Genomic DNA, 19,676 nt, shown 5'->3' with positions numbered 1-19,676 from the left:
TTCCCCCGTGCGGGCACCATCTGTCACCTTCGGGGACCGGAGCGGGCGGAGATACTCGTCACGTCGTGCGCAGGGTCCGGTGCACCAGCAGGTACATCTCGCAGCCCAGGCAGAGGCCGAAGGCGGCGTTGAGGAACGCGGCGGCCAGTGCGCAGCCGGTCGCCGCCAGGCCCAGCCATGGCGGTCCGGCGAACCAGCCGACCAGTCCCACCGCGCAGAAGAGCAGGCCGACGCCCTGCGCGAAGCGGGGTGGCCGGGGGTCCTCGGCCACGGCGGGAGGGCCGATGCGGGGCCGCACCAGAACGCGGAACAGCCAGGCGTACGGCGTGCGCCGGACACCGCCGGCTGCGCCGAGCGCGAAGAGGAGCGCCTGCACGGCGAGGAGCGGGCCGCTGCCGGTGACGAGCACCGCGGCCAGGACGAGTGTGGTGAGGGCGGCGGAGAACCGTGCCCCGCGGGGGTCGATGGCTTGCATGGCAGCTTGAGTTCCCCCCGGCGGCCGGGGCGACCCGCGGGAATCAATAAGGCTGTGTGAACGCTTGAGGTGGGGATGACCGGTCTGATGGTGTGTCTTGCGGTGCTCGCGTCGGCGGGGGCTTTCGGCCTGCTGCGCGCGCGCCGCGACGGGAGGCTGCGGGTGCGTTCGGGCGATACGGGGGTGCGGCTGACGGCCGCGCAGCTCGGCGGGCCGCTGGGGACGAGGGCCACCCTGGTGCAGTTCTCCAGTGCCTTCTGCCAGCCGTGCCGGGCCACCCGCAGGGTGCTGGCGGACGTCGCCTCGATGGTGGAGGGCGTCACGCATATCGAGGTGAACGCCGAGGCCCGTCTGGAACTGGTCCGCGCGCTGTCCATCCTGCGTACGCCGACGGTGCTCGTCCTCGACGCGGACGGTGCGCTGGTGCGCCGGGCGTCCGGGCAGCCGAGGAGGGCCGATGTGATCGCCGCCCTGGGCAGGGCCGTCGCGGAAGGCGGTGACGACCGGTGATCCTCGTCCCATCTCCCGGGGCCGTCTTGACGGGGCGGGACCGGAATCGTCACTCTGACGCTATGTGGTACGGCCCCCTTCTGTACGCCCGAGTGCACCTGGACCTGGTGCGGCACGCCGGTTCCCGCTGTTCGAGCGGCTGACACGCCTCGCAGCCTGCTCGACCCGCCGACCACGAAGGACACCCGTACTCATGACGGCCTCCGCCGACCTGCACGAAGCCGATCTGCGCAACGCCGACCCGCGCGCGTCCGGCGCGCACGACTCCGATCCGCACGACTCCGATCCGCGCGACTCCGATCCGCGCGACTCCGATCCGCACGACTCCGATCCGCACGACTCCGATCCGCGCGCCTCCGGCCCGCACGACGCCGCTCCACGGGCGACCGGCCCGCACGAAGCGACCGGCGCGCGAGATGCCGCCGGCCCGCGGGAGGCACCCGCGCCCGCCTCGGCCGACCTGTTCCGCGCCGTCTTCCGCCAGCACGCCGCCGGCGTCGCGGTGATCACCGCGACGGGCGACGAGGGGCCGGTGGGCTTCACCGCCACCTCGGTCGGCTCCGTCGCCGCCGAGCCTCCCCTGCTCTCCTTCGGAGCCGGTACCGGCTCCTCGAGCTGGCCCACGCTCGCCCGCGCCGAGTACGTCGGCGTGCACATCCTCGGCGAGCACCAGCAGGAGCTCGCCGCGACCTTCGCCCGCAAGGGCGCCGACCGCTTCGGTGGGACTTCCTGGCGTCCCGGACCCCATGGAGTCCCCCTGCTCGACGGTGTCCTGGCGTGGCTCGTCTGCCGGGTGGCCGCCAGGATCCCGGCGGGGGACCACCGCCTCGTCCTCGCGGAGGCGGTCGCGTTGGACCCCACCAGCCCCGGGCGACCGCTCCTGTACCACCAGGGCGGCTTCAACGCCCTGCGGCACTGAGAGACGGCTCGCGGACGGCATGCCGACGGCACGTGTGCGGCACTGAGGGACGTAAATTGCTGGCACTGAGTGCCACGTTTCACAGTTTCAGGTCCTTGCGCTCCGGCTATGGGTTCATCGGTAATTGCCTGGTAACCGCGGACCAGTACACAGCGCGTACCGGTCCGTAGGGTGCGCCTATGCTGCCAGGGAGCGGCAGCCTGGGCGCGCCGCGCCGGACGTGACCGATGCAGTAGGAGACAGGCGTGAGCTTGAGGATCGTTGTCTGTGTGAAGTACGTGCCCGACGCCACAGGCGACCGGCACTTCGCCGAGGACCGCACCACAGACCGCGAGGCGGTCGACGGACTGCTGTCGGAGCTGGACGAGTACGCGGTCGAGCAGGCTCTGCAGATCAAGGAAGCCAACGGCGGCGAGGCCGAGATCACCGTCCTGACGATGGGCGGCGACGACGCGAAGGACGCGCTGCGCAAGGCGCTTTCGATGGGCGCCGACAAGGCCGTCCACGTCAACGACGAGGCGCTGCACGGCACCGACGTCCTCGGCACCTCCCTGGTGCTGGCCAAGGCCGTCGAGCACGTCGGCTACGACCTCGTGGTCTGCGGCATGGCCTCCACGGACGGCACCATGGGTGTCCTCCCGGCGATCCTCGCCGAGCGTCTGGGCACCCCTCAGGTCACGCTGCTGTCCGAGGTCGCGGTCGCGGACGGCAAGGTCACCGGCCGCCGGGACGGCGACGCGGCGAGCGAGCAGCTCGAGGCGTCCCTGCCCGCCGTTGTCTCCGTGACCGACCAGTCCGGTGAGGCCCGCTACCCGTCGTTCAAGGGCATCATGGCGGCCAAGAAGAAGCCGGTCGAGGCGCTGGAGCTGTCCGACCTCGGCGTGGACGCCTCCGCCGTGGGCCTCGAGGGCTCCTGGACCGCGGTCGACGGTGTGACCGAGCGCCCGGCGCGCACCGCGGGCACGATCGTGAAGGACGAGGGCGAGGGCGGCAAGCAGCTGGCCGAGTACCTGGCCGGTCAGAAGTTCATCTGACCCGCACCTGTCCGCCGACCGCCCTCGAACCGCTTTAGGAGAAATTTCCATGGCTGAAGTACTCGTCCTCGTCGACCACGTGGACGGCGCCGTCCGCAAGCCCACCCTCGAACTGCTGACCATCGCCCGCAGGATCGGTGAGCCCGTCGCCGTGCACCTCGGCGCCGGTGCCGACACCGCTGCCTCCACGCTCGGCGAGTACGGCGCGACCCGTGTCCTGGCCGCCGACGCCCCGGAGTTCGGCGGGTACCTCGTCGTGCCGAAGGTCGACGCGCTGGAGCAGGCCGTCGAGGCGGTCGGCCCGGTCGCCGTGCTCGTCCCGTCCTCCGCGGAGGGCAAGGAGATCGCCGCGCGCCTCGCGGTGCGCCTCGGCTCCGGTCTGATCACGGACGCCGTCGACCTCGAGGCGGGCGACGACGGACCGGTCGCCACGCAGTCCGCGTTCGCTGCCGCGTTCACCGTCAAGTCCCGTGTCACCAACGGCGTTCCGGTGATCACCGTGAAGCCCAACTCGGCCGCTCCCGAGGCCGCCTCCGCGGCCGGCGCGGTGGAGCCGCTGGAAGTGTCGTTCGGCGACGCCGCCAAGGGCACCAAGGTCGTCTCCCGCACGCCGCGTGAGTCCACCGGCCGCCCGGAGCTGACCGAGGCCGCGATCGTGGTCTCCGGCGGCCGCGGGGTCAACGGCGCGGAGAACTTCCACGTCGTCGAGTCCCTCGCCGACTCACTCGGCGCCGCGGTCGGCGCCTCCCGCGCCGCGGTCGACGCGGGCTGGTACCCGCACACCAACCAGGTGGGCCAGACCGGCAAGACCGTCTCCCCGCAGCTGTACATCGCCGCGGGCATCTCGGGTGCGATCCAGCACCGGGCCGGTATGCAGACGTCCAAGACGATCGTCGCGATCAACAAGGACGCCGAGGCGCCCATCTTCGACCTCGTCGACTACGGCGTGGTGGGCGACCTGTTCCAGGTGCTGCCGCAGCTGACCGAGGAGGTCGAGTCCCGCAAGGGCTGACCCGCCGACTGCCTGATTCGGCGCCTTCACGTTCGCGCCTTCACCTTCGCGCCTTCATGTTCGCGCCTCCGGGGCCCGCCGTCGCTCGACGGCGGGCCCGGTGCGTGGGGGCGGGTATTGACGATCATGGGGGCGGTGGCTAGCGTCACTTCAACAGATTGTTGATTTCCGTGGAGGCTCCCATGGTGGTCCGGACATCGCTGCCGGACGCGGTACGCGCCGAGGTCGACGCGTCGCTGTCCGAGGTGGACGCGGAGCTGACCCGCCGCTACCCCGGCGACCCGGGCAGCCGCCGGCCGGTGCACACCGTCTACGTCCCCGCCGACGCCTTCGCGCGGGACACCGTGGCCTCATGGGGCCGCCGGGCGCTCGAGGCGCTGGACGAGCACGCGCCCGACGCGGCCTCGTTCGCCCGGGTCCTGGGCCTGCCCGACGACCTCGCAGGGCCGGTCCACGACCGGGTGCGCGCCAAGCTCGAACGCGAGCCCGTGGAGGATCTGCGCATCGACTTCGAGGACGGCTACGGACCCCGCCCCGACGGGGAGGAGGACGCGGCCGCGGAGCGTGCGGCCGAGCTCATCGGCGCCGCCGCGGCGGACGGCACCGCGCCGCCGTTCGCCGGCATCCGGATGAAGTGCATGGAGTCCGCCGTCCGCGCCCGGGGGATCCGCACGCTCGACATCTTCCTCACCCGACTGCTCGAGGCGGGAGGGCTGCCCCGCGGTCTGGTGCTGACCCTGCCGAAGGTGACGTACCCCGCGCAGGTCGAGGCGATGGTGCGCCTGTGCTCGGAGTTCGAGCGCGCGACGGGCCTGCCCGAGGGGCGCATCGGCTTCGAGATCCAGATCGAGACCACCCAGGCGATCCTCGGCGCCGACGGCCGCGCCACCGTGGCCCGGCTCATCGACGCGGCCGCCGGTCGGGCCACCGGGCTGCACTACGGCACTTTCGACTACAGCGCCTCCTGCGGTGTCGCCGCGGCCTACCAGAGCATGGACCACCCGGTCGCGGACCATGCCAAGGCGGTGATGCAGGTCGCCGCGGCGGGCACCGGGGTGAGGCTGTCCGACGGCTCAACCAATGTCCTGCCGGTCGGTCCGACGCGGAAGGTGCACGAGGCCTGGCGCCTTCACTACGGCCTGGTCCGGCGTTCGCTCGCCCGCGCCTACTACCAGGGCTGGGACATGCACCCGGGCCACCTGCCCACGCGCTACGCCGCCGTCTACGCCTTCTACCGCGAGGGGCTGGACAGCGCGGCGGCCCGGCTCGCCGCCTACGTGGACCGGGTGGGCGGCGATGTGATGGACGAACCCGCCACCGCCAAGGCCCTCAGCGGCTACCTCCTGCGCGGCCTCGACTGCGGGGCGGTCGACCTGTCGGAGGCGGTGGCGGCGACGGGCCTGGACCGTACCCGCCTCGACGCCCTCTCGGGCCGGGGTCCGGCCGCCGCCGCGGGCGGTGCCGGCGGGAGCTGATCCGGCATGCCCGCACCGGGTGTTCAGCGCGCGGTCCCCGGAAGGGCCCGAGGCGGCGGCGCGGACCCGGGCGGCGCGGGCCCCGGCGGCGCGGGCCAGGCGGAGATCCGGCACCGCGCTTCCCGCTTCCGGCCGCTGACGAGGACGCTGATCAGAACGCGATCTCGCCGGAGCCGCGCACGATCAGGCGGCCCCGCAGTTCGACGCGGCGCGGCGGTCCCGTCTCGCCCTCCAGGCGGTTGAAGAGGAGTTCCGTCGCGGTGCGGCCGAGCCGGGCCGGGTCCTGGGCGACCACGGTGACGGCCGGGGAGAGCAGATCGGCGAGCTCGAAGTCGTCGAAGCCGACGAGCGCCACCGGCCGGGAGCTGGCCGTCAGGACGCGCAGCGCGGCGACCGTCACCCGGTTGTTGCCGGAGAACAGCGCGGTGACCGGCTGCGGGTCGTCCAGCATCCGCGACAGCTCGGCGTGCACGCGCTCCGGTGCGGTCGAGCCCATGGACACCCAGGCCTCGTCCACCGGCAGCCCGGCGGCCGCCATCGTCTCGCGGTATCCGCGCAGGCGCTCGGAGGCCGTGTGGATACGCGGCTGGTCACCGATGAAGGCGATCCTGCGGTGCCCCTGTCCGATCAGATGGGCGACCCCCTCGCGGACCGCGCCCGCGTTGTCGGTGAGCACCGCGTCCGCGTCGATCCGCTCGGCCGGGCGGTCCACGAACACCGAGGCGATACCGGCCGCGATCTCGGGCTCCAGATAGCGGTGGTCGAACGACGTCGGCACGATCACCAGCCCGTCCACCCGGCGGGCGCAGAACGCGAGCGTCAACTCCTGTTCGCGCTCGGGGTCCTCGTCGCTGGAGCCGGTGAACAGCAGGGAGCCGTACCCCCGCGCCACCTCCTCCACCGCTCGGCTCAGGGAGGAGTAGAAGGGATCCCCAAGGTCCTCCAGGACCAGGCCGACGCTGGACGTACGGCCCTTGCGCAGAATGCGGGCGCTGTCATTGCGTCGGAAACCGAGCGCGTCTATCGCGGACTGCACGCGCTGCATGGTGTCCGGAGTGACCCCCGGCTCGCCGTTGACCACCCGTGACACGGTCTTCAGGCCCACGCCGGCGCGGGCAGCGACGTCCTTCATGGTGGGGCGGGCGCCGTACCGCTGTGCGGCGCCACGGGAGTTGTGCGCGGGCTCGGCCACGTGTGCTCGTCCTCCTAGTGCTTCGGATCGTGCAGGGTACGGACTGGACAACGTTGTCAGCAAAGGTGAGACTACCCCGGCAGGCTCCGCGCCCGTCAGGGCTCCCACCGCCAGAGGAGACACGACAGCGATGCACACCGACGGCTTCGCCGCTCCGGACCCGGCCGGCGCCGGTCTGCCCTCCGGTTCCTGCGCCCCTGCGGCCGTGGACCGTCCCGAGGGGCTGATCGCGGCGCTGGACATCGGAGGTACGAAGATAGCCGGTGCCCTGGTCGACTCGTGCGGCGCGCTGCTGGCCCGGTCACTGCGCCCGACCCCGGCGAGCGAGGGCGGCGAGACCGTCATGGCCTCGGTGGAGCAGGTCCTGGCCGAACTGGCCTCCTCCCCGCGGTGGCCGGGTGTGCGGGCCGTGGGCATCGGCAGCGCGGGACCCGTCGACGCCTCGGTGGGCACCGTCAGTCCGGTCAATGTGCCCGGCTGGCGCGACTTCCCGCTCGTGCCCCGGGTCGCGGCCGTGACCGGTGACCTGCCCGTCGTGCTCACCGGTGACGGTGTCGCCATGACCGCGGCCGAGCACTGGCTCGGCGCCGCCCGAGGCTTCGACAACGCGCTGTGCATGGTCGTCTCGACCGGAGTCGGCGGCGGTCTGGTGCTCGGCGGAGTGCTGCACGCCGGGCCGACCGGCAACGCGGGCCACATCGGCCACATCAGCGTGGACCTCGACGGCGAGCAGTGCCCCTGCGGCGCCCGCGGCTGCGTGGAGCGGATCGCCAGCGGTCCCAATATCGCCCGCCGGGCCCTGAGCCAGGGCTGGCGGCCCGAGGGTGACGACGTGTCGGCCGCCGCCGTCGCCGAGTCGGCGCGGCGGGGCGACCCCGTCGCCATGGCCTCGTTCGACCGTGCCGCGCAGGCCCTCGCGGCGGGCATCGCGGCGACCGCGGCGCTCACCGAGATCGAGGTCGCGGTGATCGGCGGGGGAGTGGCGAAGGCGGGCGACGTCCTCTTCGAGCCCTTGCGCAAATGGCTGGGCACGTACGCGACCCTGTCGTTCGTCCGGGACATCGAGGTGCGCCCGGCGCTGATGGGCACGGACGCGGGCCTGGTGGGAGCGGCGGCCGCCGCGGCTCAATCGCTGTCCCACCTCGGCCCGTTCAGGGCGGAGGCGGGCTCTCTGTAGGCCTTCGGCCCGGCACCCGCGCCCGGCGTGGGGCGGGACTCGGCCGCGTTCGCGGTGGCCGCCCGGTGCCCCTTCTGCCGGTGGGCCGCACCGGATAGCCTCTGCGCTTTCGCCTCCTTCGGGGCAAGGGTGCCGGGCTCGCCTGTTTTCGAACGTTTGCGAACGCGGCAGCCGAGGGAATTCGTAGGGGGCGCGGTTCACAGACCGCCACAGGAGGGGGCTTCCGTGATCGTCTGGCTCAACGGTGCGTTCGGAGTGGGCAAGACCAGCACGGCACGTGAACTTCTCGAACTGATACCGGGCAGTGTGCTCTTCGACCCGGAACTCGTGGGCTCGGCCCTGCGCGACATGCTTCCGCACAAGCGGATACGGCAGGTGGACGACTACCAGGACCTCCCCGCGTGGCGCCGCCTCGTCGTCGACACCGCCGCCGCACTGCTGAACGAGGTGCCCGGGCCCCTCGTCGTCCCCATGACGCTGCTGCGCCAGGAGTACCGCGACGAGATCTTCGGCGGCCTCGCCGCGCGGCGGGTGCAGGTGCGGCACTTCCTCCTCCACGCCGATGAAACGATCCTGCGAAAACGGATCGAGCAGCGTGTGGTCTTCCCCGAAGACCCGCAGGCCGACGCCGATGTCCGCGGCTGGTGCGTGGACCACATCGACGACTACCAGGCGGCAAGGACCTGGCTGGAGGCGGACGCCTGCGTCGTGGAGGCGGGCGCCGCGAACGCCGCGGAGAGCGCCGAACGCGTCGCCGAACTCCTCGCCGAAGGAGCGGCGGTGCGCGAGATCGTGCAGACCCCCGAGCCGACCGCGGCGACGCTGGCCGCCGGTGTGCTGCTCTTCGACGCCCGGGGACGGGTCCTGCTGGTGGATCCGACCTACAAGCCCGGATGGGAGTTCCCCGGCGGAGTCGTCGAGCCGGGGGAGGCTCCGGCCTGCGGCGGGGTGCGCGAGGTCGGCGAGGAGCTCGGCCTGGAGCTGACCGAGGCTCCCAGCCTCCTCGTCGTCGACTGGGAGCCGCCCAAGCCGCCCGGCTTCGGCGGGCTGCGGCTGCTCTTCGACGGCGGGGTGCTCGCCGCCGACCAGCATGTTCGCCTGCGGCTGCCCGGGGACGAGTTGCGCGACTGGCGCTTCGTCACCGAAGAGGAGGCGGCGGACCTGCTGCCCCCCGTGCGGCGGGCCCGCCTGCATTGGGCGCTACGCGCTCGTGAGCAGTCGACCGTCCTCTATCTCGAGGCCGGCACTCCGGTCGGTCGCTGACCGCGGTCCGAGCCGGCCGCCGCCCTCGACGTGGGCGGCCAGGAGCGGATCGTCGCCCACGGCCACCGGGTTGCCCACCTCCGCGAGGAGGGGGAGGTCGGTGGCCCGGTCGGCGTAGGCGAACGCGCCGGCGCGGTCGAGGCCGTGCCCGTTCATGAAGCGCCGCGCGCCGTAGCCGCGGGCCCGGCCGGTCATCGGGGAGACCAGCCGCCCGGTGTACCGGCCCACCGCCGTCTCCGGGTCGGAGCACAGGATCGCGTCGGCGCCGAGGTGGCGTGCGATGGGCTCGACGCAGGCCGGGACGGCGCCTGAGACCAGGACGGTGAGGAAGCCGCGCCGGACGTGCCCGCGAAAGGCCTCGAGCACCTGCTCGTTCCAGATCCCGCCTCGAGCGGACTCGGCCTGGAACCATTCACGGCCGATCCGGGCCACCTCCGCGACCTGCAGTCCGCAGAGCAGTTCCCGGCAGGCGCGCGCCGCCTCGGCGGCGGAGGAGTCGGTGTACGGCCCCCCGGTGGCGCCGGGCGTCCCGGCCGGTCCCTGCGCCTCCGTCAGCGGGCGGCCGAGCGCGCGCCGGCAGCGCTCCATGGCAGTGAACGTGCTCGTACCGGAGAGCAGGGTGCCGTCCACATCGAAGAACGCCACCACGCGGGGTGCGGTCCCTGCCGGTGCGGGCTCGGTCGGTCCGGGACCGGAAAAAGTGCTCATGACCGTCGATACGGCAAGGAGCCCCGATTGGTTCATCACTGAACGGAATTTCTTTGGCCAAAGCTTCCCGGCGTCGGTGGGGTGGGTGCATTGGTCCGGGAAGGGGCCTTGCGCGAGCCGATCAAGGACGGGCGGCGCATCACCTGTCGGGGCGCCGCGGCGTACGTCCTCCGCGGCGGGGGGCTTCGAGGGCGGCCCTCGCCGAGAGCGCGGCGGCTACTGCCGGCGCTTCGCGTCGATCTCGGCGACGAGGGCCTCGACGCGGGTCCTGATCTCATCCCGGATCGGGCGGACGGCGTCGATGCCCTGCCCGGCCGGATCCTCCAGGGTCCAGTCCAGGTACTCCTTGCCCGGGAAGTACGGGCAGGCGTCGCCGCAGCCCATGGTGATCACATAGTCCGAGCCCTGGACCGCTTCGGTGGTCAGCACCTTGGGCCTCTGGTCGGCGATGTCGATGCCGACCTCGCTCATCGCCTCCACGGCGGCGGGATTGACCCGGTCCGCCGGGAGGGAGCCCGCGGAGCGGACCTCGACCCGGTCCCCGGCGAGGTGGCCGAGGAATCCGGCGGCCATCTGCGAGCGGCCCGCGTTGTGGACGCAGACGAACAGGACGGAAGCGGTTGCGGGCATCGTCTTGGATCTTTCTCCGGGACGGGTCGCGGTGGGTACCCCGTACCCGGTAACGTATCAGCCCATGGTGATGTCAGTCGATACTGATGCCTTGAAGGTGCTGGCGGACCCGCTGCGGATGAGGATCGTCTCCCTGCTCGCGGACGAGGCGCTGTGCGTGTGCCACCTGGTCGAGGAGACGGGTGCCCGGCAGACCAACCTGTCCAACCACCTGAAGGTGCTGCGCGAGGCCGGACTGGTGGAGACCGAGCCGTGCGGCCGCTTCATCTACTACAAGCTGCGCCCCGCCGCCCTGGACGCGCTCGCCGACGCCCTCGGGGAGCTCGCCGAGCGGGCCCGCCGTACCGCCGACAGCAGCCGCAGGCGCCCCTGCGCCTGAGCACCGCCCGTCCAGGCCCACCGACGTCACCCGAGGAGAGTGCCCGTTGAGCGCCACCGGGACCAGACCCGATCCCGCCGCACACCGGGCGGACGCCGTCGCACCGACCGGGCCCCCTGACGCGCCCGGACAGGCCCCGTTGGCCCGGCGCGCGGCGGCCGAACTCGTGGGCACCGCCGCCCTGGTGGCGGTCGTGGTCGGCTCCGGTGTCCAGGCCACCGAGCTGAGCCGGGACACCGGCGTGCAGCTCCTGGCCAACTCCCTGGCCACCGTCTTCGGCCTCGGCGTGCTGATCCTGCTCCTCGGCCCGGTCTCCGGCGCCCACTTCAACCCCGTGGTCACTCTCGCCGAGTGGTGGCACTCCCGCCGCGAGGACGACGGTCCGGACGCGAGGTCGGCCGCGCTCTACATCGCCGCGCAGGCTCTGGGGGCCATCGGCGGGGCCGTGCTCGCCGACGCCATGTTCGACCGGCCGCTGGTGCGCTGGTCCACGCACGACCGCTCCGCCGGACACCTTCTGATCGGCGAGGCAGTCGCCACCGCCGGGCTGATCCTGCTGATCCTCGGACTCGCCCGCGCCGACCGGCTGCGGTACGCGCCCGCGGCGGTCGCCTCGTACATCGGCGCCGCCTACTGGTTCACCTCCTCCACCTCCTTCGCCAACCCCGCCGTCACCCTCGGCCGCGCCTTCACCGACACCTTCGCCGGGATCGCGCCCGCCTCGGTACCCGGCTTCGTCCTCGCCCAGATCGTGGGCGCCGTCCTGGGACTCGCCCTGGTGGCGGCGGTCTTCGGCGCCCCGGCCGGGGAAGCCGGGGCGCCCCCCGCTCAGCCCTCGGCCGGGCCGTCCCAGGTCTCGGCGTAGCCGCGCAGGAACAGCGCCTCCGTCAACGTCATCGACTCCAACTCACCGGGGTCGACGCTCTCGTTGACCGCGTGGATCCGGGCCTGCGGCTCGGACAGGCCGATCAGCAGGATCTCCGCGTCGGGGTAGGTCGCCCGGAGTGTGTTGCACAGCGGGATCGAACCGCCCTGCCCGGCGATCGCCATCTCCCGGCCGTACGCGGCGCGCATCGCCTCGGCCATCGCCGTGTAGGCCGGGCTGGAGGTGTCGGCGCGGAACGGCTGGCCCTGCCCCAGGGCGGTGACGCTCACCCGTGCGTCCCACGGAGCCGCCGCCTCCAGATGCGCGATCAGGGCCTCCTGCGCCACCGCGGCGTCCATCCCCGGCGGCACCCGCAGGCTGACGACGGCCTTCGCGCTCGCCTGCACCGAGGGCGTGAAGCCGACCACGCCCGGGCACTCGATGCCCAGGACCGTGACCGCGGGACGCGCCCACACCCGGTCGGCCACCGAACCGCTGCCGCGCAGCCCCACTCCCTCGAGCACCTTCGCGTCCTCGCGGAAGTCCTCCTCCGAGTACTCCAGGCCGTCCCAGGTGCCGTCCACCGGCAGCCCCTCGATCACGGTGTTGCCGTCCTTGTCCATGAGCGAGTCCAGCACGCGGATCACGGCGGCCAGAGCGTCGGGTGCGGCCCCGCCGAACTGCCCCGAGTGCAGATTCCCCTCCAGGGTCCGCACCGCCACCTCAACGAGCGTCATCCCGCGCAGCGTGGCCGTCACCGTCGGCAGCCCCATCCGGAAGTTGCCGCAGTCGCCGATCACGATCGCATCGGCCGCGAGCAGCTGCGGGTGGGCCTCCACATACCGCTCGAGGCCGCCCGTGCCCTGCTCCTCCGAACCCTCCACGACGACCTTGATCCCCACCGGTACGCCGCCGTCGGCCCGCAGCGCCCGCAGCGCGGCCAGGTGCATGATCAGGCCGCCCTTGCAGTCGGCGGCGCCACGCCCGTACCAGCGGCCGTCCTCGCGCTCGGTGAGCTCGAACGGCGGTGTGACCCAGCCCGACTCGTCCAGCGGCGGCTGGACGTCGTAGTGCGCGTACAGCAGCACCGTCGGCGCCCCCTCGGGTGCGGGCAGGCGCCCGTACACCGACGCCGTGCCGTCCGGGGTGTGCAGCAGAGCGACGTCCTCCATCCCCTCCGCGGTCAGCGCGTCCGCCACCCACTGGGCGGCCTTCTCGCACTCCTCGGGCGGGAACTGGCGCGGGTCGGCGACCGAGGGATACGAGACCAGCTCGGCCAACTCGGCCCTGGCCCGGGGCATCTCGGCGCGGACGGCTTGTGCCAGCGGGGTGGTGTGCATGTCGCTCCTCATGGGATGCGGGCGGGTGGATGCAGCCCTTGCGGTTCCATCAGCGGCGCCGGAGCGGTTCGGGATCCTCCGGGCCCCCGCGCCGCGCCGATGATCGCACAGCCCCCGTAGGATGCGCCCGTGAGCGATGAGCAGGGTGCTGCGGAGAACGAGGGCCGGGACAGCCGCGTGGTATGGGACGTCGTGGTGGTGGGAGCTGGGCCGGCGGGTGCCTGCGCGGCGCATGCCGCGGCCTCGGCGGGCCGACGGGTGCTCCTGCTGGAGAAGGCCGAACTGCCCCGGTACAAGACATGCGGCGGCGGCATCATCGGCCCCTCTCGCGACGCGCTGCCTCCAGGCTTCCAACTCCCGCTCAAGGACCGGGTGAAAGCCGTCACCTTCACCATGAACGGGCGCCTCGGCCGCACCCGCCGCTCCAGGCGCACCCTGTTCGGCCTGATCAACCGCTCCGAGTTCGACGCCGCCCTGGTCGACGCCGCCGTGGCCGAGGGCGCCGAGCTGCGCACCGGCGCCACCGTCTCGCGCGTCGAGCAGCACGGGCCCTCCGTCCCCGACCGCCGCACCGTCGCCGTGATCCTCAGCGACGGGGAGGTCGTCCTCGGCCGGGCCGTCGTCGGAGCGGACGGCAGCGCGAGCCGTATCGGCGCCCATGTCGGAGTGAAGTTCGACCAGGTGGATCTCGGGCTGGAGGCGGAGATCCCGGTGCCGCCCCCGGTCGCCGACGACTGGGCGGGACGGGTGCTCATCGACTGGGGCCCCATGCCCGGCTCCTACGGCTGGGTCTTCCCCAAGGGCGACACCCTCACGGTCGGGGTGATCGCCGCCCGCGGCCAGGGCGGCGCCACCAAGGAGTACCTGGACACCTTCGTCGCACGGCTGGGCCTGGCCGGGTTCGAACCGGTGGTCTCCTCCGGCCATCTGACCCGCTGCCGCGCCGAGAACTCCCCGCTCTCCCGCGGCCGGGTCCTGGTCGCGGGCGACGCGGCCGGGCTGCTGGAGCCCTGGACGCGTGAGGGCATCTCCTTCGCCCTGCGCTCGGGCCGCCTCGCGGGGGAGTGGGCGGTCAAGGTCGCCGAGGCCCCCGACGCGGTGGCCGCCCGGCACCAGGCGCTCAGCTACGCGTTCGCGATCAAGGCCGGCCTCGGTGTGGAGATGAGCGCGGGCCGTCAGCTGCTGGCCGCCTTCGAACGCAGGCCCGGCGTCTTCCACGGCGCCGTCACCACCTTCCCTCCGGCCTGGAACGCCTTCACCCGCTTCACCCGCGGGGCGACGACCTTCGCCGAGCTCCTCCAGCGGCACGGCGTGGCCCGCAAGGCCCTTGCGGCGTTCAACCGGCCCCAGGGCGACTCGGCGGCGCCGCGCAAGGAATCGGGGAAGGAATCGGGGAACGGATCGCAGGAGGAGCCCCCCAAGGAGCCGCTGCCGCAGACGGCGACGTAGGCCCGGCGCCCCGCGCCACCGCCGCCCCTCCCGGCAAAGCCCCCGCCTGCGCGGAAGCCCTCGGCCCGGCGGAAGCCCTCGGCCCGTGCGAAGGCCTGTACTTCCCCGGGAGTACGGGGGATCACCGCTGGTGGATGACGCCCCGTGGGCGGGTGGCGCACTAGCGTGGCGGTATGAGCGATGCGCGTGAGCCGTGGTGGGGGCATGGACCCCTCGGACTCGTGCGGCGCGCCGACGACGGACGGGTGCCCTGGCGGTCCTCGGCCGCCGTCGCCGGGATCCAGGTGATCGGGTCGGCCTTCGCCTCACGGGGCCAGCCCGAACGGCTCGGCCTCGACGTCGCCGCCTATGTGCTTCTGTTGCTCGGCCCCGCGATGCTCCTGCTGCGCCACCGCCACCCGGTGGCGGTCACCACCGGGACCGCCGCGGTCGCCCTGGTCTACCTCGTGATCGGATACCCGTACGGCCCTGTCTTCGTCAGCGTCGTCGTCGCCTTCTTCGCCGCCGTCGCGGCCGGGCACCGGCGCCCGGCGTGGATCGCCCTCGGGATCCTCTACGCCGCCCATCTGCTGGTCGGCCACTGGCTGTACCGCTGGCTCCCCGGCGCCGCGGACCGGGCCGACTGGGCCCGTGAGCTCGGCACGGCCGCGTGGCTGCTCGCCATCGTCACCGGGGCCGAGGTGCTGCGGGTGCGGCGAGAGCAGGCCGTGCAGTCCCGGCTCGCCCGCGAGGAGGCGGAGCGCAGGCGGGTCAACGAGGAGCGGCTGCGCATCGCCCGCGAACTGCACGACGTCCTCGCGCACAGCATCTCCGTCATCAATGTCCAGGCCGGGGTGGCCCTCGCCCTCATGGACGACCATCCCGAACAGGCGCGCACCGCGCTGACCACCATCAAGTCCGCCAGCAAGGAGGCGCTCGGCGAGGTCCGCCAGGTCCTGGACACGCTTCGGGCCCCCGACGGCTCGGCGCCCCGTTCCCCCGCCCCCGGCCTCGACCGCCTGCCCGAGCTCACCGAGCAGGCCGCCGCCGCGGGACTCGCGGTCGACACGCGCACGGTCGGCGCCCCCGTCGCGCTGTCGCCGGGCGCGGACCTGGCGGCGTTCAGGATCGTTCAGGAGGCGCTGACCAACGTGGTGCGTCACTCGCGGTCGCGCACCGCCCATGTCGTCATCGAGTACGGACCCGAGCACCTGGAGCTGCGCGTCGACGACGGCGGTCCGGCGGCGACCACCCACGACAGCGGTGGCGGCAACGGCCTGGTCGGTATGCGCGAGCGGGTCGCGGCGCTCGGCGGGTCGGTGGAGGCCGGGCCGCGCGGTGACGGCGGCTACCGAGTGCGGGCCCGTCTGCCCCTGACCCGGGCGGCCGCGGTCGCCGAAGCCGAGGAGAGCCGATGATCCGGGTGCTGCTGGCCGACGACCAGCTGCTGGTGCGCGCGGGGTTCCGGGCGCTGCTGGACGCCCAGGCCGACATCGAGGTGGTGGGCGAGGCCGCCGACGGGGACGAGGCGGTCCGGAAGACCGGCGAACTCGTTCCGGACGTCGTGCTCATGGACATCCGGATGCCGCTCCTCGACGGCCTCGCCGCCACTCGCGCGATCACCGGCGACGACGCTCTGGCGCAGGTCAAGGTGGTCGTGCTGACGACCTTCGAGCTCGACGAGTACGTCTTCGACGCGATCCGCTCCGGCGCCTGCGGCTTCCTGGTCAAGGACACCGAGCCCGGAGAGCTCCTGCGCGCCGTGCGCGCCGCGGTGGCCGGGGACGCGCTGCTGTCGCCCGGCGTGACCCGGCGGCTGATCGCCGAGTTCGCGGCCCGGTCCAAGGAACCGGTGGCGGGGGAGGGTCTGGAGCCGCTCACCGACCGCGAGCGGGAGGTGATGGCGCTGGTCGGCATGGGGCTGTCCAACGAGGAGATCGCCCGCCGCCTGGTGGTCAGCCCGCTGACGGCGAAGACCCATGTGAGCCGGGCCATGGTGAAGCTGCACGCCCGGGACCGGGCCCAACTCGTCGTCATGGCCTACGAGTCGGGCCTGGTGCGGCCCGGCTGGCTCGGCTGAGACGACGGTCTCGCCCGCCGAGGTGGCCCGGGCGGGCGAGACCCGGGAACGGCGTGAGGTGCCCGGCTTCGCACAACCCCGTGGTGCGAAGCCGGGCACCGTCCGGTGCGGCGGTGCTCGTCGGCTACTTGCCGAGGGGCACCTGGATTCCGTCCTGGACCGGCGCGTTGCCCGTCGGCGCGGTGCCCGCGTCGACGGCGTCGGCCCGCGCGGTGCCCGCCTGCACGGTTTCTTTCCGACCGGCGGAACCCTGACCGGCGGTTCCCTGGCCGGCAGCTCCCTGACCGGCGGTTCCTTGACCGGCGGTTCCCTGCGCCACGATGACGCTGTGCGGGACGTGGCGCCTGCGGACCCCGGTCAGCGTCAGCAGCAGGCCGATGACGGCGAACACCGTCACCACGACCAGGCCCGGTCGGTAACTGTCGAGCACCGCTTGGTGCGAGGTCCCGCCGTCCTTGGCGCTCGCCGTCACCACGGCGGTGACGACGGCGAGGACGATGGCGCCGCCGACCTGGATGCTGGTGTTCAGCAGGCCGGAGACCATTCCCTGCTCGTTGTCGTCCACGCCCGTGGTGGCCTGGATGTTGAGCGAGGGGAAGACCAGGGCGCAGGCCATGCCCAGCAGGATCATCGTGGGCAGGATGACCCCCAGGAACCGCGGCTCGATACCGACCCGCAGGAAGAGGCCGTAGGCCGCCGCCAGCAGCGCGAAGCCGACGGCGATCACCCGCGGGGTGCCGAACCGGTCCACGAGCGGACCGATCCGTGTGGAGGCCACGGCCACCAGGGCGCCGGCGGGAAGGAAGGCGAGCGCGGTGTGGAGCGCCGACCAGCCCAGCAGGTTCTGCATGTACTGCGTCACCAGGAACTGGAAGCCGACGTAGGAGCCGAAGAACGCGACCGCGCCGAGGTTGGCCCTGATCTGGCCGCCCGAGCGCAGTATGCCCAGCCGCACCAGCGGTGAGGCGGTGCGGCGCTCGACGGCCGTGAAGGCGGCGAGCAGGACGGCGAAGGCCGCGAACGACAGCAGGGTGCGGGCGGACGCCCAGCCGGCGTTCGGGGCCTCGACGACGGTGAAGACCAGAAGGAGCATCGAGGCCGTTCCGGTCACGGCTCCGGCGAGGTCGTATCCCTGCCCGGGCTCCCTGCGGGCGACGGGGCCGCGGGGAATCAGCTTCATTCCCATGGCGACAGCGAGGACGGCGACGGGGGCGGGCAGCAGCATGGTCCAGCGCCAGCCGACCTCGGTCAGCAGGCCCGACAGGACCAGGCCCATGGAGAAGCCGGTGGCGGCGCAGGTGGTGTAGATGCTCAACGCCCGGTTGCGAACGGGTCCTTCGGCGAAGGTGGTGGTGATGATGGACAGGCCGGCGGGTGCGGTGAACGCGGCGCTGACGCCCTTGATGAAGCGGCTGGCGATCAGCAGCGAGCCGGAGTCGACGAGGCCGCCGAGCAGCGAGGCGACGGCGAAGACGGCGAGCGCGATGAGGAAGACACGGCGGCGGCCGAGCAGGTCGGCGGCGCGTCCGCCGAGGAGCAGCAGCCCGCCGTAACCGAGGATGTAGCCGCTCACCACCCACTGGAGGGAGGCGGTGGAGAGGTCGAGATCCGTCCCGATGGACGGTAGGGCCACGCCCACCATGGAGACGTCGAGCGCGTCGAGGAACATGGCGGCGCAGAGCACCAACAGGGTGCCCCACAGACGGGAGTTCCAGCGCTCGGCCGCGGCAGGTGCGGTGTCGGGTGAGGTCATGCCGGGAACACTACATGCATCTGCATCTAATGCAACAGCATTTAATTCTGTTGCATACAATGTTCAGTTCCTGGTAACGTGCGGCCATGCCTGAGGAGCCCGACAACTCGCTGGTGGCGCGGTGGCGCGAACTGCTCGCCCTGCACGCCACGACGTGGTGCGAGCTCGACCGGCAGCTGCATGAGCGGCACGGGATCGGGGCGAGCGAGTTCGAGGTGCTCGACCGGCTCTCCGAGGGGAGCGGGGCCACCGCCGAGCCGATGTTCCGCGTCCAGGAGCTGGCGGGTTCGGCGCATCTGAGCCAGAGCGCGCTCTCGCGCCTCGTCGGCCGCCTGGAGAAGGACGGCCTGGTCGAGCGCACGATGTGCAGCGACGACCGCCGGGGTGTGTACGTCTGCCTCACGGACACGGGCAGGCAGCGCGTCGAGTCGGCCCGGCCCACCCACCGCGCGGTGCTGGGCAGGCAGTTGACGGGCCGGCCCGCCGACGCTCGGGACATCCCGGGCGAGTAAGCCCCTTCCCCTCCGGGCACATGTGCGGAAAGGGGAGGTGGTTGCGATGTGGGACGGCATACGCGGGTTCCTGCGCGGTGGTGCGCGGACGGACCACGAGGAGCCACGTCAGCGGAACCTCTTCGAGGCGGCGGCCGACTATGTGGTGGCCAGCGCGGACAACGACGAGGCGGCCAAGGACGCGGCGAGATCGCATGTCGACCCGGACGCGCTGATGTTCGGCGTGAGCGAGCTCGCCCGGCGCGCGGTCGTGGCGATGGCGGCCGAACGGGGCACCAGCCCGGAGGCCATGGCACGGCTCCTGCTCGGCCTGCCCGCCGAGCGCCCCCGATCCGGGCGCCCCTGACACCGGGCGCCCCTGACACCGGGCGCCCCTGACACCGGGCGCCCCTGGCACTGGGCGTCCCTGACCGGGCGTCCCTGACCTGGGCGCCCCTGGCACTGGGCGTCCCTGACCGGGCGTCCCTGACCTGGGCGTCCCTGACGCCGAGCGCCCCTGATCCGGGCGCTCCCGACCCCCATGGGTGCTCCCCCGCCGCGAGGCGGCGTGGCAGGATCATCGTCCATGACCGATCACGACATCCGCCCGGCCGCCGACAGCCCCGTCGGTGTGGTGGAGCGCCAGATCGCCGCCTACAACACCCATGACCTCGACGCGTTCGCCGCGACGTATACGAAGGACATCCGCGTCGTCCGCCGGGACGGCTCCGAGGCGCTGGGCCGTGAGGCGCTGCGGGAGACCTACGCCCCGCAGTTCGCCGAGGGGCGGTGCCGCGCGGAGATCGTCGGGCGGCTCGCCGAGGGCGACTGGGTGGTGGACCACGAGGTGGCCCACGGCGTGGCCGACGAGCCGGTCCGCCTCCTCGTCGCCTACCGTGTGCGGGGCGGTCTGATCGACCGCGTGGAGTTCCTGGGCTGAGTGGC

21 protein-coding genes and 1 pseudogene are annotated in these 19,676 nt (G+C 73.0%); 16 read left to right on the top strand and 6 right to left on the bottom strand.

Annotated elements, in window-relative coordinates; all coding sequences use genetic code 11:
- Positions 1 to 58: 58 nt before the first annotated feature.
- Positions 59 to 475, bottom strand: a complete 417-nt coding sequence (locus IEY86_RS27465; protein WP_189134555.1) for a DUF4395 domain-containing protein — start codon at positions 473 to 475, stop codon at positions 59 to 61.
- Between the two features lie 75 nt (positions 476 to 550).
- On the opposite strand from IEY86_RS27465, the gene IEY86_RS27460 reads away from it, so the two are divergent.
- From IEY86_RS27460 to IEY86_RS27435, 6 genes and pseudogenes are all read left to right on the top strand, one after another.
- On the top strand, positions 551 to 985 hold the full coding sequence (locus IEY86_RS27460; RefSeq protein ID WP_189134554.1) for a TlpA family protein disulfide reductase: 435 nt from the start codon (positions 551 to 553) through the stop codon (positions 983 to 985).
- A gap of 45 nt (positions 986 to 1,030) precedes the next feature.
- Positions 1,031 to 1,297 (top strand): annotated as a pseudogene (locus IEY86_RS38230) (hypothetical protein); the annotation flags it as partial.
- Positions 1,298 to 1,445: 148 nt separating this feature from the next.
- Positions 1,446 to 1,904, top strand: a complete 459-nt coding sequence (locus IEY86_RS27450; RefSeq protein ID WP_189134575.1) for a flavin reductase family protein — start codon at positions 1,446 to 1,448, stop codon at positions 1,902 to 1,904.
- A 245-nt stretch (positions 1,905 to 2,149) separates the two neighbouring features.
- A complete protein-coding gene (locus IEY86_RS27445; protein WP_189134553.1) occupies positions 2,150 to 2,938 on the top strand; it encodes an electron transfer flavoprotein subunit beta/FixA family protein in 789 nt (262 codons plus the stop codon).
- Between the two features lie 49 nt (positions 2,939 to 2,987).
- Positions 2,988 to 3,950, top strand: a complete 963-nt coding sequence (locus IEY86_RS27440; protein WP_189134552.1) for an electron transfer flavoprotein subunit alpha/FixB family protein — start codon at positions 2,988 to 2,990, stop codon at positions 3,948 to 3,950.
- Between the two features lie 182 nt (positions 3,951 to 4,132).
- The gene (locus IEY86_RS27435) at positions 4,133 to 5,425 is read left to right on the top strand and encodes a DUF6986 family protein (RefSeq protein WP_189134551.1); all 1,293 of its coding nucleotides are present in this window, start codon (positions 4,133 to 4,135) and stop codon (positions 5,423 to 5,425) included.
- 151 nt (positions 5,426 to 5,576) lie between these two features.
- Here the strand turns inward: IEY86_RS27435 and IEY86_RS27430 are convergent, their stop codons facing one another.
- Positions 5,577 to 6,557 (bottom strand): LacI family DNA-binding transcriptional regulator, encoded by a 981-nt coding sequence (locus IEY86_RS27430; protein ID WP_189134574.1) that lies wholly within the window; start codon positions 6,555 to 6,557, stop codon positions 5,577 to 5,579.
- A 190-nt stretch (positions 6,558 to 6,747) separates the two neighbouring features.
- On the opposite strand from IEY86_RS27430, the gene IEY86_RS27425 reads away from it, so the two are divergent.
- Positions 6,748 to 7,794 (top strand): ROK family protein, encoded by a 1,047-nt coding sequence (locus IEY86_RS27425; protein ID WP_189134550.1) that lies wholly within the window; start codon positions 6,748 to 6,750, stop codon positions 7,792 to 7,794.
- Between the two features lie 225 nt (positions 7,795 to 8,019).
- Positions 8,020 to 9,057, top strand: a complete 1,038-nt coding sequence (locus IEY86_RS27420; RefSeq protein ID WP_189134549.1) for an NUDIX hydrolase — start codon at positions 8,020 to 8,022, stop codon at positions 9,055 to 9,057.
- Here IEY86_RS27420 and IEY86_RS27415 read toward each other — a convergent pair.
- Both IEY86_RS27415 and IEY86_RS27410 read right to left on the bottom strand, forming a co-directional pair.
- Complete coding sequence (locus tag IEY86_RS27415; RefSeq protein WP_189134548.1) at positions 8,995 to 9,765, bottom strand: HAD family hydrolase; 771 nt, start codon at positions 9,763 to 9,765, stop codon at positions 8,995 to 8,997. The genes IEY86_RS27420 and IEY86_RS27415 overlap by 63 nt on opposite strands.
- 216 nt (positions 9,766 to 9,981) lie before the next feature.
- Positions 9,982 to 10,395: an arsenate reductase ArsC gene (locus tag IEY86_RS27410; RefSeq protein WP_189134547.1), complete on the bottom strand. Its 414-nt coding sequence runs from the start codon at positions 10,393 to 10,395 to the stop codon at positions 9,982 to 9,984.
- A gap of 64 nt (positions 10,396 to 10,459) precedes the next feature.
- Here IEY86_RS27410 and IEY86_RS27405 point away from each other — a divergent pair, with 64 nt between their 5' ends.
- Positions 10,460 to 10,774: an ArsR/SmtB family transcription factor gene (locus IEY86_RS27405; RefSeq protein ID WP_189134546.1), complete on the top strand. Its 315-nt coding sequence runs from the start codon at positions 10,460 to 10,462 to the stop codon at positions 10,772 to 10,774.
- Between the two features lie 46 nt (positions 10,775 to 10,820).
- Positions 10,821 to 11,639 (top strand): aquaporin, encoded by an 819-nt coding sequence (locus tag IEY86_RS27400; protein WP_189134545.1) that lies wholly within the window; start codon positions 10,821 to 10,823, stop codon positions 11,637 to 11,639.
- Here IEY86_RS27400 and IEY86_RS27395 read toward each other — a convergent pair.
- A complete protein-coding gene (locus IEY86_RS27395) occupies positions 11,603 to 12,979 on the bottom strand; it encodes a dipeptidase (RefSeq protein ID WP_189134544.1) in 1,377 nt (458 codons plus the stop codon). The two genes, IEY86_RS27400 and IEY86_RS27395, sit on opposite strands and share 37 nt — an antisense overlap.
- A gap of 129 nt (positions 12,980 to 13,108) precedes the next feature.
- Between IEY86_RS27395 and IEY86_RS27390 the strand changes: the two genes are divergently transcribed.
- The 3 genes from IEY86_RS27390 to IEY86_RS27380 all read left to right on the top strand — a co-directional run bounded on the left by IEY86_RS27390 (position 13,109) and on the right by IEY86_RS27380 (position 16,487).
- Positions 13,109 to 14,428 (top strand): geranylgeranyl reductase family protein, encoded by a 1,320-nt coding sequence (locus IEY86_RS27390; RefSeq protein WP_189134543.1) that lies wholly within the window; start codon positions 13,109 to 13,111, stop codon positions 14,426 to 14,428.
- Between the two features lie 173 nt (positions 14,429 to 14,601).
- On the top strand, positions 14,602 to 15,825 hold the full coding sequence (locus IEY86_RS27385) for a sensor histidine kinase (RefSeq protein ID WP_189134542.1): 1,224 nt from the start codon (positions 14,602 to 14,604) through the stop codon (positions 15,823 to 15,825).
- The gene (locus IEY86_RS27380) at positions 15,822 to 16,487 is read left to right on the top strand and encodes a response regulator transcription factor (protein ID WP_189134541.1); all 666 of its coding nucleotides are present in this window, start codon (positions 15,822 to 15,824) and stop codon (positions 16,485 to 16,487) included. Before IEY86_RS27385 ends, IEY86_RS27380 begins: the two co-directional genes overlap by 4 nt.
- Before the next feature lie 124 nt (positions 16,488 to 16,611).
- On the opposite strand, the gene IEY86_RS27375 is transcribed toward IEY86_RS27380, so the two are convergent.
- Positions 16,612 to 18,240, bottom strand: a complete 1,629-nt coding sequence (locus tag IEY86_RS27375; RefSeq protein ID WP_189134540.1) for an MFS transporter — start codon at positions 18,238 to 18,240, stop codon at positions 16,612 to 16,614.
- Positions 18,241 to 18,326: 86 nt separating this feature from the next.
- On the opposite strand from IEY86_RS27375, the gene IEY86_RS27370 reads away from it, so the two are divergent.
- The 3 genes from IEY86_RS27370 (at position 18,327) to IEY86_RS27360 (ending at position 19,671) form a co-directional block, all read left to right on the top strand.
- Complete coding sequence (locus IEY86_RS27370; RefSeq protein WP_189134539.1) at positions 18,327 to 18,752, top strand: MarR family winged helix-turn-helix transcriptional regulator; 426 nt, start codon at positions 18,327 to 18,329, stop codon at positions 18,750 to 18,752.
- Positions 18,753 to 18,798: 46 nt separating this feature from the next.
- Positions 18,799 to 19,098: a hypothetical protein gene (locus IEY86_RS27365; protein WP_189134538.1), complete on the top strand. Its 300-nt coding sequence runs from the start codon at positions 18,799 to 18,801 to the stop codon at positions 19,096 to 19,098.
- Positions 19,099 to 19,317: 219 nt separating this feature from the next.
- Entirely contained in the window at positions 19,318 to 19,671 is a 354-nt protein-coding gene (locus IEY86_RS27360; RefSeq protein WP_189134537.1) for a nuclear transport factor 2 family protein, read from the top strand.
- Positions 19,672 to 19,676 lie beyond the last annotated feature (5 nt).

The sequence above is a fragment of the Wenjunlia tyrosinilytica genome (genome assembly GCF_014646055.1).
In the GTDB taxonomy this organism is placed as follows: domain Bacteria; phylum Actinomycetota; class Actinomycetes; order Streptomycetales; family Streptomycetaceae; genus Wenjunlia; species Wenjunlia tyrosinilytica.
This window is presented reverse-complemented; position numbering and strand designations above follow the sequence as displayed.